Below are 16,229 nucleotides of genomic sequence, written 5' to 3' on the forward strand. Positions count from 1 at the left end.
TTCACAATTTAAATTAGAATGTCACATTAACACCGACCGTATATTGGCGGATCGGCAGATAACCGTCGCCGGCCATACGTTCCGGATCGCTTCCTTCGAATTTCGTGATCGTCAGCAAGTTTTCGCCGGACAGATAAACACGCGCATTCTGAATGAAGGCCACTTTCATCCACTCTTTCGGGAAAGTGTATCCGATCGTCAGGTTTTTCAGCTTCATGTAGTTACCATTCTTCAGATGCCAAGAGCTGGTAGCACTTGCCTGGCCGCTGTTCTGATAACCGACAAGACGCGGTGTTTCGGAGTAAATGTTCGTACGCGGATCACTCGGATTTTCAGGATCGAAGAAATAGTGGTCATAAGCGATGTCGTAGCCGAGACCATATCCGTGCGTGACACTGACGCTGTTTTGTGTCTGTTTGTAATAATCAATCTTGAATCCGGCTGCACCTGCCCAGTTCATCGACAGGTCGAAACCTTTCCATGTCATGCTTGCCTGCAAGCCGAAGTAGTATTTCGGTCTCCAAGAAACCCCTTGAAAATCTCTGTCATCGTCATTACCATAAATACCGTCTCCGTTATAGTCGGCATAAATCATATCACCATACCAAATCTTATCCTTGCCGATCGCTTGGTTCGGGTAAAACTTGTACCCGGCATCAAACATCGCCTGCAACCATTTCATATCAGCCTCGGTACGGATCATACCGTCTTTCGGTCCACCATTGACATTCACCGTCCCATCGCCATTGAAATAAGAACCATTACCTTTATAGGGGTTCATCATGTAGTATTCATTCATTTCATGGCCTTCCACGATCAAGTTAGACCAACCATTCGCCACTGTCCCGACATTCTGGTACCACACTTTGTTGCCGTTGGCATCCGTACGCCATTCGCGAACCAGTTCCCCTTTGTATTTCGTCACTTTATTTTTGTTATAAGTGAAGTTTCCGGAAACCGAGTAAGAGACATCTCCAACACGGTCATTCCAGCCCAAGGTAATTTCAATCCCTTTGTTGTTGACACCTGCCAGATTCTGAAGCGGAGAAGTAAACTGGTTCAGAGATTCCGGGAGCGTCGGACGATACAAGATACCATCCGTCTTCTTGTCATATACTTCGATCGTTCCGTTCAAACGATTGTTCAAGACACCAAAATCAAGACCGATGTTGGTAATAGCCGTCTCCTCCCATTCCAAAGCATAATTGGAGAAAGTCGTCATGGCCAAACCATTGGTTTTATTGCCGTTGAAGGCATAGTTGTAACCGGAACCGTAAAGCGCCTGCCACTCGTAGTTGCCGATAGAGTTATTACCCAGTTTACCCCAAGATGCACGCAACTTCAAATTGCTCAACCAATCCACGTCTTTCATGAATTCCTCTTCAGAAATACGCCAACCGGCAGAGAAAGAGGGGAACAATCCCCAACGGGAATCGGGGGAGAAACGGGAAGAACCGTCATAACGCATATTCATTTCGAACAAGTAACGGTTGTCAAACGCATAATTGATACGGCCGAACCAAGAACGGGAAGAATATTCGTATGAAGCCCCCTTGATGTAATAAGGATCCGTCATTGCATTGAAGTCCGTCAAATTAATGCTTGACATACCTTCCTTGCAGATATCCACTTCGTCTCCCCAGTTACGCGATTCTTCATAACCGACCAATGCGCCCACATCATGCTTTCCGTAAGTATGCGCCCAACTTACCAACATATTGGTTTTCCAGTACTTTTCACGTCTTTCCCAGTCATACACCTTATAAGTAGCCATATCCGTAGAGGTCGGAGGCGTGTTCAAGGTCATCGCGCGATTGAAGCTGTACTGTTCTTTATAATCAGACGGTTGCCATCTGTGGTGGTTCGTAAACTGGTCATAATAGAAGTTGGCCGTAAACTTGAAGTCTTTCAAGAACTTCACTTCCAGATAGGGATTCACAAAATATTTGTTCTGCTTGTAGTAACCATACGAGTTACTCATGTTCAGCAACGGGTTTCCAGCCTGTCCATCTTCTTCGTTGGTTTCGATTCCACCATATTTACCGTCATAATAAGGATAAACACCGGGAGTCACCTTCTGCATATTCAGCCCCCACATATCCCCCAGGTTATTACGATCCTGGTCGGCATTATATCCCCAAGCACGCATTCCAACGGTCAGGAAATCGGTCACTCTCGACTCTATATCGCTCCGCAGGTAATATTTCTTTACGCCCGATTCGATGACCAAACCCGGATTGTTCAGGTAAGTACCCGAAATCGCATAACTGGTACGCTTTTCCGCACCGGTCAGGCTGATGGTATGTTCCTGCATCCATTTCGGATCATAAACAACGTCATACCAGTCCGTATTAGGATGCGTCACATAATTCGGTATGCCGGCGGCATTCGTCGCGTTCGGGTTATTGGCTGCTTCACGCCATTCGTTGATGGTCGACTGGGAGAACTTGGCAGCCTGGTTTGTATTGAGATACCCTTCGTTGACAAACTCCATATAATCCGCATAGTCCGTTACCTGACGAATCAGCTTGGCCGGAGTCTGATAGGAGAACTTACCCGAGTAGGTCACGTTGATCTTTCCATCCGAACCACGTTTCGTCGTCACCAGGATTACCCCATTGGCACCTCTGTTACCGTAGATGGCACAAGAGGCGGCATCTTTCAGGATGGAGATCGAAGCCACATCGTTCGGGTTCACTTCATTGAGACTCATTTCCATTCCGTCTACAAGGATCAGCGGACCGGCATCATTCATCGTACCCACACCACGGATCAGGATAGAAGACCCTTCGGCATTCGGCTGGCTACTGGTGTTCATCACATTGACACCGGCTGCCATACCTGACAACGATGCTGCAATCGTGGTAACAGGACGGTTCAATTTCTCATCCGTAAAATTGAGGCTGGCTACAGATCCGGTCAAATTCACCTTCTTCTGGGCAGCATAACCGACAACGACAATTTCTTCGAGAGCTTGCGTATCATCTTTCAACACGATTTCAAAAACTCCTTTATTACCTACAGCAACCTCTTGGGCCACATAGCCGATATAGGAGATCGAAAGTTTTGAATTGTCAGCTACGTTTTCCAGAGTAAATTTCCCGTCCATATCGGTTATTGTCCCATTGGTAGTGCCTTTTACCGAAACATTCGCACCGATAACCGGTTCACCATTGACATCCCGGACAACTCCAGTGATAATCTTCCCTTGTTGGAGAACATCGGTTTCTTTGACTGTAATAATAATGTTTTTATTAGAAATCTTATAACTACAATTCGGGAGAATTGTAGTCAGTATATCTGATATACTGACTACAATTCGGGAGAATTGTAGTCAGTATATCTGATATACTGAGATCCTCAGCATTCAAAGTGACACGTTTGTCCACGTCTATTATTTCGTCATTATAAAAGAACGTAAACTCACTGGAATTTTCAATTTTCTTTAAAACCTCCTTGACTGTTGAGTTTTTCATATTGAGACTAATCCGGACAGTCTGAGAATAAGACTCGGTAGCAGAAAGCCCAGTTAGCATGACAGTTAACATAAACAGGGCTAATTTTATCACCCTGATTTCTTTTTGGATAAAAGAATACAAAAGATCCTTTCGGTTAAAATAAATCATATTCTACATAGATTTTCAGTTAAACTTTACCGCCGGAAACAAATACCGGACGATAGGTTAATTAATATTTTCGACAGACGAATACCAGATATCTGCACACATCTGCCTTTTTGCTCTCACGATAACATCATTTGTTTTTTCCCATAAGCAATTTGTTTTAAACGTTAAACATCTATTCCAAAGGGGTTATATACAGTTTATTTCCCTTTATCTCATACTTGACCGGAACAATCTGGCTCATTGCCTCCATCACCTCTTCGATGCTCTCCTGCCGGATCGTGAAAGAAAGGCGAGTGGAAGCGGCAAACTGCTTCGGGCATTCGATATCCATATTATAGCGTCCCTCCATACTGATCAGGATATCAGACAGGCAGTCGTTGTCAAACACCAGGCGGTCCTTGATCCAGTCGGCATACAAACCGACTTTCGCTTCTTCGACAGAGGCGATCTGATCCGACTTGCGGTATCTGAACAGTTCATTCGGTTTCAAGTAAACCGGATCTTTCAAAGCTTTTCCCGATATCTTCACACTGCCGTTCAGCAAAGCGGTCTCTACAAATTCACCGGAAGAATAGCTATCGAGGTCGAAGCAAGTACCCAAGACCTCCACATCTATCTCTCCCGCCTGTACGACAAAAGGTTTTTTCGCATCTTTCGCCACTTCGAAATAGGCTTCTCCTTCCAAAGAGACTAACCGCCTGTCATCGGCAAACTGATTCGGATAAGTCAGTTTGGTTGCTGAATTCAGCCAGACAACCGATCCGTCCGGCAGTGTAAACCGGCCTTTGCTTCCTTTCGCCGTTATCAGCTGATTCTGCACTATGACATCGGGAGCGGAATGCTCCCTCCTACTTCCGATACCGTAGCCTATTCCCAACAAAAGCAGCAACACGGCCGCTATCCGTGTCCAACGCAAAACGACCGATAATGTTTTTTTCTTCGTACGCGATTCTCTTCCCATCCGGTCTTGCTCCAGCAAGATACGGTCTTTCAGTCTTCCCAAAGCGACATCGACCTCCAACTCATTTCCGGCAGCGACATTACAAGACAGCCACAGGTCGCGGGTTGCAGTAAAATCATCCCGGTTGCCATCCGATTGTTTCAGCCACCGGAGCAATAACATCTTCTCTTCCAGTTCAGCCGTACCATCCAGATAGCGGATTATGATTTCGTTGATATCGCTTGTTCTTTCTTCCATTACAGATACGTTTATTAATAATACAAGAAAAGATGTTTTTACCCTACCTTCTCCCGTAAAAAATTTCTTTTCCCCAAAAGAATAATTGCCCGGCATGTGTAACTCGCTAACCCACCGGATGCTTTTTTCTCACGATTCTCAAAGCCATGAGAAAAAATACTCATCTGCATGAGAATAAATACTCATCTGGATGAGAAAAATTTCTCACTGGTATGAGAAAAATTTCTCACTGGTATGAGAAAAAGACACCATTAATGGGAAAGACAAGTTACGGCCAGCACCAATAGAGGTAATAAGTCTTTTTTGACAAGATGTTCCTTCAGGCCGTAAAGAGCTTTGCTTATCTGCTTTTCAACCGCTTTGATGCTAATACCGAGTTGATCCGCTATCTCGCGGTTTTTCAACCCGTAGCTCCGGCTTAGCATAAATATTTTATGACATTGAGGGGGAAGGGTGTTTATATAGGACATGATTTCATCTTCCAGTTCTTTCAATAACAAGTTCTGTTCGGAGTTTTGCATATAAGAAGTGACATAGTGATCCAAAATATCCGGTTCTCTTGCCGGCTCCAACGTGTACACATTATCCAGCTTTTTATTCAGCGCATTCAAGGAATGCGTATAAACCGCCTTGAAAAGATAGGACTTCACAGCGGCATCCTCAAAGCGGATGCTTTCACGTCGTTGCCAAAGTTCAAAAAAGACATCCTGCACGATATCTTCAGACAAATCCTTGTCGTTAACAAAACGGAAAGCATACGCCCGCAAGGGTTTATAAAAACGCTTGAACAGAGCTTCCAACGCCGCAAAATCTTGAACGTATCTTTCTGATGACATGAGTATATAACTTTAGGAAGACAAAAATACGGATATTTTTCATTTAACTCCGGTAGAAAGGAAATATTGACAACTCTATGAGCGATATTGCCATTTACAATACAACCATATTATATGTATCTTTGCAGTATCAATAATAAAAGGAAACATTATGACACCCATTGAATTAACAAAAGCGGAATTTATACAGCGAGTAGGAAACTTTGAAGAAAATCCCAAAGATTGGAAATATATAGGAGACAAGCCTTGTATCGTAGACTTTCATGCGCCCTGGTGCGGTTACTGCAAACGCCTGGCTCCGATATTGGACGAGTTTGCAAAGGAATATGACGGTAAACTTTATATCTATAAAGTAAACGTGGACAATGAAGAAGAGCTGGAGGCGGCTTTCAAGATCCGGACAATCCCGACTTTACTCCTCTGCCGCATGGACGGAAACAGGGAAATGATGCTCGGAACGATGGGGAAACCGGAACTTCGCAAAGTGATCGAAGGCATCTTATAATATATAGTTAGAGATAAAGCCAAGGGGATGAATCAGGAAGCGGACCGCTAATCCTGATCCATCCCTTCAACTTTTATACGGATCGAACGGGGCGTCCGCTGCAAGCAGGAACAAAATATATTCAGATCATTTGTCTTCTGCATTAACTCCTGCAATATCCGGCATTCTTCATCCGACCAGGGTTCATAATGACGGGGAGATTGTTTACGGACTTTCATAATCGACTCGGAGACATCCGTTTTCTGGATTCCCAACTGCCGGATGCGCTGCTTGAAACCGGCTATATCTTCATCTGTACAAGTGTTTACCGGATCGGCATCAAAGAAACCCGGACATATCTTATTTTCGACCGGAAGTCGTTTCGGGACAGATACGGGAACAGGCTTGAAGAAAACAGATTCGGGTTCTATGGCTTCCAATTCCTTCATCAAGTTTGAAATATGTTTCGCTGCTTCGGGAGAAAGCAGTTTCACGGAACATTCATGACGGGAATAGGCCTCGTCCCTGCTTGCGGAAAGCCAGTTAAAGGAACCTTCCACCAAGACAGAATCATCAATAGCAAGCGATTTATTATGAATGCCTTTCAACAGAATCAGCTTGATGCCGTTTTCGACCAAAGCCTTCCGCCCGGCATCGGCCTCCTCCCGCAACGAACCGGTTTGTCCATTATAATCCAAACGGGAATCGGAATACACCACGACTTCCACGCCCCGTTCTACGGCTTCCCGCATTTGAGGTAAAAGGTTATCATGCTCGATCGCCCGGATCGATATAAAAGGAGAAACGATCAGCAACCTTTTTGCCGATTCTTTAAATGCCTGCTGCAACAAACCGGTATGCGCTTCCAAAGTCGATAAACGTTCGGCAGGCTGATAGCGGCAAAGCGGCTCCTTCTGTAGATAGATGAAATTGCCGGACACTTCGTTAGCAGGATCGTCAAACAACCATTTTGCCAGGTTACCGACGGGCGTATTCCGTTCGGAATGAAATATATTCATGTTCCCGAACACCAGAAAATGATACTGTGCGCGTGAAACAGCCACATTGAGCATATTGTATTTTCCTCCCTGCTCCATAAAATAAGAAGCATCACCGGGAGAATTGACCGACGAAAAAATCACGACCGGGCACTGCGCCCCCTGCAAAGAATGAACGGTACCGATCGTCATGCCGGCAAACGCTTCCGCCTCCGGCGATTGTTTCGCGAGGTGGCGGATGATTTCTTCCTGCGCTTTAAAGGGAGTGACTATCGCCACTATTTTACAAACCGGATCCTTATAAACGCTTTCCAGCTTGTCTTTTTCCTTTTCGAGCCAGGAGACGATTGCGGCCGCTTCCGCCTTGTTTAAGACACTACCCGTCTCTCCTTTTTCGCTGACTCCGTTTACATGGACATACCCTTTGGGCGGCAAGTCTTTATACTTTACCTTGTTTCCCTTCTTCGGCAACAACCGGCCATGATACACGTAGTCGTTGCAGTAAGCAATAATCGGATCGACGCAACGCCGGTGTTCGGTCAGGAAAGCACCTCTTTCTCCTGCGACTTCAAAGCTACAACTCTTCCGAGCCATCTTCATGATACTTCCGGATGAAGACAGGAAACCGTTTTCATACAGGAACGCATACCGCTTATCGGATTCGGAGGAGATCAGGCCGAAACGTTGCAAATTGATACAAGAATATTCGTCCGAGATAGACCATATCGGTTCGATCTGTTCCACGTCTCCCACCAAAATAGCCTGACGGGCAAGGCTGAAAGAAGGGATAGCCAGTTCGGGAGACACCTGTCCCGATTCATCCACAATCAACAAATCGATCGAATCATAGAGCGGCGCATCCCACTCCCCGTTATCCACACAAACCATATATTTCGGCAAAGAATGGAAAGTCGAAATAAAGACGGGCATCACACAGGCCAGCCTCTTCAACCGTTCGGTATAATCTTCGCGGCCACGGGTTTCCTCTTCTTTGTCGCATTCGGCCAACCGGCGGATGAACTCGGCTTCGCGGTCATGGATGGCATACCAAAACAAGAGATAACGGTAACTGATATCTAACCGCACCGCCATATCTTCCGTATAAGGAAGGGCACTATATTCCGGGTTGGCAGTCAGCGTGTCATAGCGTTTTTTAAAATCCTTCGTCTGCTCCCAGCCACTTATCACTTCTTCATAGCTTGGAAGCTTTTGAAATTTACGTAGCAGTCTACTTAAAAACCCTTTATCCCCCATTTCTTTTCCATACTGTTTGAAACAGGCAACATCCAGGCAGGTTTCGATCTTATCCCGTATCTTCTTCATTTGCCTACGAAGGAAGCGCTGGCATGCGACTTCATCCCGGCAAGCCGTCCGAAAGAAACGATTGAAATGTTCCAAATAGAACCTGCGATATTCTTCCAACCGGGCAGGATCATCATATTCATTCGGAAAGCCGTCACCTTTCGTGTTAAACATCATTTTATACTGATCCTTCTGCTCGTCTTTGCCGGACAAATACAATCCCAACGTATCCAAACCGGGTAACCAGCGGAGAGACAGCTGGTTTACCGGCTTACCTTCAGCAGGCTGTTCGATCTTGAAATCTTTCAGAATATTGGTAATCGCCTGGTTATTGGCGGAACTGGCTACGATGATATCCGGATCATCCGGATGATCCAGTACGGTATGGACGATCCGGTTGGCAATCACTGTCTGCAGAAAGGTTGTTTTACCTGTTCCCGGAGGTCCGTTAACTGCAAAAATATCGGAACAGCCCGGTTCCGTATACATAGCAAGCGTCTCACGTTGGGAAACGGACAAAGGGAACTCGCCACTCATCTGTGCCCAATGGGATCTATTGCAATAGACTTGCTGTTTATCCGGCACAGGTAGCAATCTTTCCTGCTTTTTACGGATCAGAAGTTCCAGTAAAGGGTGGGAAGATTTACTTTCCAATAACTTATCATACAGATTAATGATCTTTTGAGCCATTCCCCGTCCGGGTGCTTTCACAACGATGATTTCAGGCTTGTCGGCGTAGTTCATTTCCCGGAAAGTCAGGCCGGTCGCATCCCGGAACAGGGTTTCACAGGCATTCCAATATTTCTTCCAATCCGTCTCTTCGGTATCGAACTCACTTAAAAGCCGGTCCACATTCGAAAGGGAAGCAATAGTTCTGTCATTGCGCGCATTCGGAGCCAGAAACTTACGGACAAAAACCGGTATACGTTCAGATTTGTTGTCACAGACCTGAAAAGTTCCGTCCGGCAATAATGTCGCGGTAATCAGAAAGGAGTATTCCGGAACATTCTGCTTGGAAGTCCATCCGTTTTCATACTCAGGAAGAAAGACACAAGGGGCAATCTGTATTTTACGTTTCTCGTCATTCTTCTTTTGTTTCTCTTTCGGGAAAAGCAGGGGAATGTCTTTACGAAGGATAAATTCCGGAACCTTATCGCCTATCCGCAAGGTAACCCGCGCCTCTTTCTTTAACGACCTGCTCTTCCGTTCTGCATCCAGCAGGCAGTTTTTCCAGTATTTCAGTAGTTTTTTGTCCATTCGATTAGTTAGCCGTTGTGTCGTATCTTTTTATTTCTTTTCCCGAACGGTTATATGGAAACAACCCTGCTTGCGTTCATGCTTGACATAGCAACGCTCTTCCCGCTTCAAGTCGCGCAAAACCATTGCCAGCACCATCTTTAACCGGTCTTTGTCTATATTCAAGGTGTCGCTCTCGTCTACTTTGGCATAGCGAGCCCACGAGACATCGAAGGTCGTCCCGTAGCGATGGGCCGAGTTCTGGGAAGAGTTTGTATTTCTTTTTTTCAGGTTCTTGACATCATCGACCGTACGGGTGACACTGGTCACTTTGACTTTATAGATCGAAGCATTCAGATTCCGTAGGGAATCCTGGAAGTTATGTCCGATATCTTCCAGCAACTGTGCTGCCGAAGGAATCAGATAGGGAATGGAATGCGTCAGCTTTTCCACTTCATAATATTCGTTGGTTTCGATCTCTTCCATCTCCTTTTTCACCCTCTCCGCTTCTTCACGGTTCGATGCTGGTTTGATACCGATACGCTCGGCCTCGGCCAGATGCACATCGTTCAAATCTTTAAAGTCGCGGTTGTAACTTCCGTTATACCAGATACGTTTCAACTCACCGCGTTCTTCCTTTTTTCCACAAGACGAACATATCACTGCCACCGAGCAAGCAACAACCATCAACCAAATATTAAATACAATCTTCTTCATCATTTTTCTTTTAGCGGAAACAAAAGTAACTAAGATTCACAGATTTCAAAATATTAATGACTATTTTTGTGAATCCGAATATAAACTAAATAGCTAATTGTATGGACGCATTGGAATTAAGATTATCGCTTATCGAACAGTTGAAAACGATCGACGATGTAAAGCTGTTGACGCAGATCAAGAACCTGATCAGCATTGCCACAGAGAAGAAGGAAACGCGCTATCCGGCACAGATGACGCTGGATGAATTGAAAGCAGTGTTAAATAAATCAAGAGAAGATTTTAAACATGGACGATATATGACTACGGAAGAATTACGTAAACGACACCCACTATGCGAATAGAAATAGCCTGGTCAGATAATGCCATTGCCTTACTTGACAACATTTACAGATTCTACAGTAAAAAGAGCCAAACCGCAGCTATCCGTTTATACAACAAACTATTGGATTCTGCCGAACCTTTACGCGTTTTTCCGCAAGGCGGACCTATCGAACCGCTACTGAAAGAATATGATTGCGAATTTCGTTCCCTTGTCGTCGAGAAGCATTACAAGCTGATTTACACGGTAACGGATGAATTGATCGAAATTCATGCAGTATGGGATTGTCGCCAGGAAAACTGGCGCCTGCAAGAAATGTTCAAATAATCTTCATGAAGACGCAACAAAATACCTCACAATTTCTTTTTACATAAAGAATATTACTAATTTTGTCTGCCTGAATGAAAGCGGCAAAAGTCCGTGACAAAGGCAGAACTAAAACGAATTGAATGATTGAACGAATTTATATTCTTGAGAGCGTAGATCCGGTGATTTTCTACGGAGTAAACAATGTCAATATGCAATTGATCAAGACATTGTTCCCCAAGTTGCGCATAGTGGCAAGGGGAAATGTGATGAAAGTGATCGGAGACGAAGACGAGTCGGAACTCTTTCTCAAGAAAATTCGCGAGGTAGAGAAATATTGTGAAGAATTCAACTCGCTCAGCGAAGATGTCATACTGGATATCATCAAAGGCAAAGCCCCGGTAATCACCAAGCAGGAAAACCTGATCATCCACGGGATGAACGGCAAACCGATCGTCGCCCGCACGGAAAACCAGCAACGCCTTGTCAAAGCATTCGAAGAAAACGACCTCGTCTTTGCCACAGGCCCCGCCGGGACAGGTAAAACATTTGTCGCCATAGCCCTCGCCGTAAAAGCTCTTAAGAACAAGGAAATCCGCAAGATCATCCTGAGCCGCCCCGCAGTGGAAGCCGGCGAGAAATTAGGATTCCTCCCCGGCGAGATGAAGGATAAGCTCGATCCGTATCTCCAACCTTTGTATGACGCCCTGCAGGATATGATACCGGGAGCCAAACTGAAGGAGTATATGGAGAACAACGTGATCCAGATCGCCCCCTTAGCCTTTATGCGCGGACGGACGCTGAACGACGCGGTTATCATCCTCGACGAAGCCCAGAACACGACAACGCACCAGATCAAGATGTTCCTCACCCGCCTCGGCATGAATGCCAAAATGATCATTACCGGAGACGTGACGCAGATCGACCTCCCGCCGTCAGCGACTTCCGGACTCATACAGGCCATGCAAATCCTGAAAGGTGTGAAGGGAATCGGCAAAATCGAATTCGAGAAAAAGGACATCGTCCGCCATAAGCTCGTCCAGCGTATCGTCGAAGCCTACGACAAGTTCGACAGCAAACGTATAAAAAACAACATTAATAACAGTCAGGACGCCTGATAAGCGCCCCCATAAAAACAAAGGTATGAAGAAGGCATTAACAAAAACAGACTTCAATTTCCCAGGACAGAAGAGTGTCTATCATGGTAAAGTACGCGACGTTTACAACATCAACGACGACGTATTGGTGATGGTTGCAACAGACCGTATCTCGGCATTCGACGTAGTCCTGCCGGAAGGTATCCCTTACAAAGGACAGATGCTAAACCAGATCGCCGCCAAATTCTTAGATGCGACTACTGACATTTGCCCGAACTGGAAACTGGCCACTCCCGATCCGATGGTGACCGTAGGCGTTATGTGCCAGGGATTCCCCGTTGAAATGATTGTACGCGGTTACCTCTGCGGAAGTGCATGGCGTGCTTATAAGAGCGGCGTACGCGAAATCTGCGGTGTAAAACTGCCGGAAGGTATGCGTGAAAACGAACGTTTCCCCGAACCGATCGTTACCCCGACGACAAAAGCCGAGATCGGCGAACACGATGCCGACATCTCCAAAGAAGAAATCCTCGCCCAGGGCCTGGCTACTCCCGAAGAATACGAACTGCTGGAGAAATACACGCTCGCGCTCTTCAAACGCGGCACGGAAATCGCAGCCGAACGTGGCCTGATCCTCGTCGACACGAAGTACGAATTCGGCAAACACGACGGCAAGATCTACCTGATGGACGAAATCCATACACCGGACTCCTCCCGCTATTTCTACAGCGAAGGATACGAAGAACGTTTTGCCAAAGGCGAACCGCAGAAACAGCTCTCCAAAGAATTCGTCCGCGAATGGTTGATGGAAAACGGTTTCCAGGGTAAAGCCGGCCAGAAAGTTCCTGAAATGACTCCGGCTATCGTGGAAGGCATCAGCGAACGCTACATCGAGTTGTTCGAACACATCACAGGCGAGAAGTTCGAAAAAGGCGATACGGACAACCTGTTGTCACGCATCGAAAAGAACGTAACCGAATATCTCAACAAATAAGATAAACGGATATGACGAAGTACGGTTCAGAACAGATTCTACCCTACAACAACGAGGAGCACAAAGCTACACAAGTCAGGCGTATGTTTGACTCCATCGCTGGTACATACGATCAGCTGAACCATACGCTCTCGCTGGGTATCGACAAAATATGGCGCAGGAAAGGGATTGCTTTCCTGCGTCCTTTTTCTCCCGCCTCGATCCTCGATATCGCCACAGGCACGGGAGACCTGGCTATCTCCATGTACCGCCGTCTGAAAGCCGACCGCATCGTCGGGGCCGACATCTCGGAGGGCATGATGGAAGTCGGACGACAGAAAGTAGCCGAAGCCGGATTGTCGGGCCACATCACGTTCGAATACCAGGACTGCACGGCGCTGACCTATCCGGACAACTCGTTCGACGCCGTCACTGCCGCATTCGGAGTACGGAACTTCGAGAACATAGAACAAGGGATCGCCGAGATGTACCGGGTGCTGAAGCCTGGCGGCCATCTAATGATCCTGGAACTGTCCTCGCCGGTGCATTTCCCGATGAAACAGCTCTACAATATTTACTCGAAGGTCGTGATCCCCACCGTCGGACGCCTGCTTTCAAAAGAGCATACGGCCTACAGTTATCTGCCGGCCTCCATCAAAGTCGTCCCGCAAGGGAAAGTAATGACCGACCTGCTCAGCCGGGTAGGTTTCAGCGAAGCCCGTTCGCACACTTTCACTTTCGGCATTTGCTCGCTTTATACGGGCAGTAAGGAATAAGGACGGTTCACAAGCCGCCCCTACGAAACAACGGTAACAATATTAATCATCTTAATTTACAGGTCATGCAAAAATATGGTTTAATTGGATATCCCCTCGGACACTCTTTTTCGAAGAACTACTTCAACCAGAAGTTCGAATCCGAAAAGATCGATGCAACTTATCTTAACTTCGAGATCCCGAACATCAAAGATCTGAAGACTGTATTAAAAGACAACCCGGAATTGAACGGCCTGAATGTCACGATCCCCTACAAGGAACAAGTCATTCCCTACTTAGATGATCTGGACGAAGACGCCCGCCTGATCGGCGCCGTCAACGTCATCAAATTCACAAAAGGCCTCTTCGGCAAAAAGCTGAAAGGCTACAACTCCGACATCATCGGTTTCAAGCGTTCCATCGAGCCGCTCCTGAACGAGACGCACCGCAAGGCCCTGATCTTAGGAACGGGAGGCGCTTCGAAAGCGGTCTTCCAAGGATTGAAGCAATTAGGCGTCGGCGCCACGCTGGTTTCACGCAAACCGAAAGAATTTTGCATCACCTACGATGAGATCACGCCCAAGACGATGGAGCAATACACCGTCATCGTCAACACGACTCCGCTGGGAATGTTCCCGAACATCGATGCCTGCCCGGACATCCCCTACGACCTCGTGACTCCGAACCACCTGCTGTACGACCTCTTGTACAACCCGGACGAAACCCTCTTCATGAAGAAAGGGAAAGAGAAAGGAGCCGTCGTCAAGAACGGACTCGAAATGCTCCTGCTACAAGCGTTCGCGGCTTGGGAGATCTGGCAGAAATAAAGAAAAAAGGGGGCTGCAGGAAGCCCCCTCTCGATTATTTCAAACCCATACATACTCAATCTACCGGTGTTGGCATCGGATATTTGAAATGTGCTTTCGCATAAGTCAACACGATCGGATTATACTCCAAACTATCCGGCTTTACTTTCACCGCACCATTGAATTTTATCTGACATCCAATATAGGAACGCATTTCATCTTCCTTCTCATCGTCCCCGCAGGATGCAAAACCACTGCAAAAGACGAGTAGCAAGCAAATGAGCATTGTCTTATATTTCCACGTTTTCATAATCATCAGTTATCAAGATTACAAAGCGGACTGATTTTCGCATACGTCAATACAACCGGATCATATTCCATTCCTTCCAACAGGGGTTTGATTTCTCCGGAAAAAGTAATAAAGCCAATATCACAAGGGACTTCGCCTATTACATGATAAGACTCCAACATGAAAAATTCCAATAAGAAGGAATCCGGCAAGTTGACGGGGCAATAATACGTTTCCGAACCATTTTGATGCCTATATCTTATCAGAAATTGTATCTTTCCTTCCTTATTTACCGCCAATAACTCTCCTCTCATATTAGGTTAGAAATATTACTCTGATGCAATTACCCTAAACCGTCAAGAAACCAATTCAAAATTATTTCCGCATAATCCAACACGATCGGAGTACACTCCATTCCTTCTAAACGAGGCTTCACTTCGCCAGAGAACCGAATAACGCCTATCGTGACAAACGTTCCAAATGAATCACCAAAAGAGTAATCCGAAAACAAAGACTCCGGCAAATTGACAGGATTAAAATACAATTCAGAACCATCCTGATGCCGATAATAAATCCGATATTGTATCTTACCGTCTATCACTCGTATCTGCAGTTCTCCCTCCTTATTGGTTATACCATAAAGCGTATTGGATTCCAGATAAACCACATCCGCTTTTTCCAACGCAACCTCGATCCAAGGGGTATACTCCTTCTCATCGTCCCCGCAGGACGCAAAACCGCTGCAAAACGAGAGCAACAAGCAGAGAAGGATCGTTAAATTAATATTGTCTTTTTTCATTGCAAAATAATTTTATAAGTTGAACCATTGATTTTAACGAGATAAAATCCCGCCTTGGAACTACTAAGATCGACAGTTGTAGTCCCTTTTGAGAGATTGCATAACGAGCGCCGGATGTAGTAACCGTAAGCGTCGTAGCTCCGCCGGGCTGGTAACCGCAACTCGTTTTGCTTCTGCATTGAATGGTATAAGTACCTGGACTAGTAAACCGGATATTACAACTCCGCGGATCGGAAGAGAAAGGTTCTACTTCCGCAGAAGGAGTAACAGACCATTCGAAATCAAGAGAATAATAAATGTCTGTAACAGGTTTTCAAAACGAGTTCCCGCCAAAGCGTCACCCTCTGGGTAGGAACGAGTTTCAACCTGGGCTGACACACTCGCTACCTCAATCCATAGGAGAATCAATCCAAAGATAATTTTTGACACTTTCATAAGCCATTAAGATTAAAAAGTTTGAAACATTTGCAAGTTACCAAAAAACT

14 protein-coding genes are annotated in these 16,229 nt (G+C 45.9%); 7 read left to right on the forward strand and 7 right to left on the reverse strand.

Annotation, left to right across the window (positions count from 1 at the left end; translation table 11 throughout):
* Positions 1–13: 13 nt before the first annotated feature.
* From ACPYIV_RS10255 to ACPYIV_RS10265, 3 genes are all read right to left on the reverse strand, one after another.
* The gene (locus tag ACPYIV_RS10255) at positions 14–3,319 is read right to left on the reverse strand and encodes a SusC/RagA family TonB-linked outer membrane protein (protein ID WP_425886516.1); all 3,306 of its coding nucleotides are present in this window, start codon (positions 3,317–3,319) and stop codon (positions 14–16) included.
* A 479-nt stretch (positions 3,320–3,798) separates the two neighbouring features.
* Positions 3,799–4,824: a FecR family protein gene (locus tag ACPYIV_RS10260; RefSeq protein WP_425886460.1), complete on the reverse strand. Its 1,026-nt coding sequence runs from the start codon at positions 4,822–4,824 to the stop codon at positions 3,799–3,801.
* A gap of 251 nt (positions 4,825–5,075) precedes the next feature.
* Positions 5,076–5,660 (reverse strand): RNA polymerase sigma-70 factor, encoded by a 585-nt coding sequence (locus ACPYIV_RS10265; RefSeq protein WP_425886461.1) that lies wholly within the window; start codon positions 5,658–5,660, stop codon positions 5,076–5,078.
* Positions 5,661–5,811: 151 nt separating this feature from the next.
* Here ACPYIV_RS10265 and ACPYIV_RS10270 point away from each other — a divergent pair, with 151 nt between their 5' ends.
* Entirely contained in the window at positions 5,812–6,165 is a 354-nt protein-coding gene (locus tag ACPYIV_RS10270; protein ID WP_425886462.1) for a thioredoxin family protein, read from the forward strand.
* A 47-nt stretch (positions 6,166–6,212) separates the two neighbouring features.
* Here the strand turns inward: ACPYIV_RS10270 and ACPYIV_RS10275 are convergent, their stop codons facing one another.
* A complete protein-coding gene (locus tag ACPYIV_RS10275; protein ID WP_425886463.1) occupies positions 6,213–9,701 on the reverse strand; it encodes an AAA domain-containing protein in 3,489 nt (1,162 codons plus the stop codon).
* A 30-nt stretch (positions 9,702–9,731) separates the two neighbouring features.
* Positions 9,732–10,400 carry a DUF5715 family protein gene (locus tag ACPYIV_RS10280; protein ID WP_425886464.1) on the reverse strand — a complete coding sequence of 223 codons (669 nt, stop codon included), beginning with the start codon at positions 10,398–10,400 and terminating at the stop codon, positions 9,732–9,734.
* Between the two features lie 98 nt (positions 10,401–10,498).
* On the opposite strand from ACPYIV_RS10280, the gene ACPYIV_RS10285 reads away from it, so the two are divergent.
* From ACPYIV_RS10285 to ACPYIV_RS10310, 6 genes are all read left to right on the forward strand, one after another.
* The gene (locus ACPYIV_RS10285; RefSeq protein WP_299360521.1) at positions 10,499–10,741 is read left to right on the forward strand and encodes a hypothetical protein; all 243 of its coding nucleotides are present in this window, start codon (positions 10,499–10,501) and stop codon (positions 10,739–10,741) included.
* The gene (locus ACPYIV_RS10290; protein WP_301705236.1) at positions 10,732–11,046 is read left to right on the forward strand and encodes a type II toxin-antitoxin system RelE/ParE family toxin; all 315 of its coding nucleotides are present in this window, start codon (positions 10,732–10,734) and stop codon (positions 11,044–11,046) included. Before ACPYIV_RS10285 ends, ACPYIV_RS10290 begins: the two co-directional genes overlap by 10 nt.
* A 122-nt stretch (positions 11,047–11,168) precedes the next feature.
* Positions 11,169–12,143: a PhoH family protein gene (locus tag ACPYIV_RS10295; RefSeq protein ID WP_293733574.1), complete on the forward strand. Its 975-nt coding sequence runs from the start codon at positions 11,169–11,171 to the stop codon at positions 12,141–12,143.
* 25 nt (positions 12,144–12,168) lie between these two features.
* Positions 12,169–13,116 carry a phosphoribosylaminoimidazolesuccinocarboxamide synthase gene (locus tag ACPYIV_RS10300; protein ID WP_293733573.1) on the forward strand — a complete coding sequence of 316 codons (948 nt, stop codon included), beginning with the start codon at positions 12,169–12,171 and terminating at the stop codon, positions 13,114–13,116.
* An 11-nt stretch (positions 13,117–13,127) separates the two neighbouring features.
* Positions 13,128–13,871, forward strand: coding sequence for a bifunctional demethylmenaquinone methyltransferase/2-methoxy-6-polyprenyl-1,4-benzoquinol methylase UbiE (gene ubiE / locus ACPYIV_RS10305; protein ID WP_425886465.1), 744 nt, complete (start codon positions 13,128–13,130; stop codon positions 13,869–13,871).
* A gap of 65 nt (positions 13,872–13,936) precedes the next feature.
* The gene (locus tag ACPYIV_RS10310) at positions 13,937–14,677 is read left to right on the forward strand and encodes a shikimate dehydrogenase family protein (protein WP_293733571.1); all 741 of its coding nucleotides are present in this window, start codon (positions 13,937–13,939) and stop codon (positions 14,675–14,677) included.
* A 55-nt stretch (positions 14,678–14,732) separates the two neighbouring features.
* Here the strand turns inward: ACPYIV_RS10310 and ACPYIV_RS10315 are convergent, their stop codons facing one another.
* Positions 14,733–14,966, reverse strand: a complete 234-nt coding sequence (locus ACPYIV_RS10315) for a hypothetical protein (protein ID WP_293733570.1) — start codon at positions 14,964–14,966, stop codon at positions 14,733–14,735.
* 322 nt (positions 14,967–15,288) lie between these two features.
* A complete protein-coding gene (locus tag ACPYIV_RS10320; protein ID WP_293733569.1) occupies positions 15,289–15,744 on the reverse strand; it encodes a hypothetical protein in 456 nt (151 codons plus the stop codon).
* Between the last annotated feature and the right edge of the window lie 485 nt (positions 15,745–16,229).

The sequence above is a fragment of the Parabacteroides vesiculifaciens genome, assembly GCF_049860805.1.
Classification (GTDB): Bacteria; Bacteroidota; Bacteroidia; order Bacteroidales; family Tannerellaceae; genus Parabacteroides.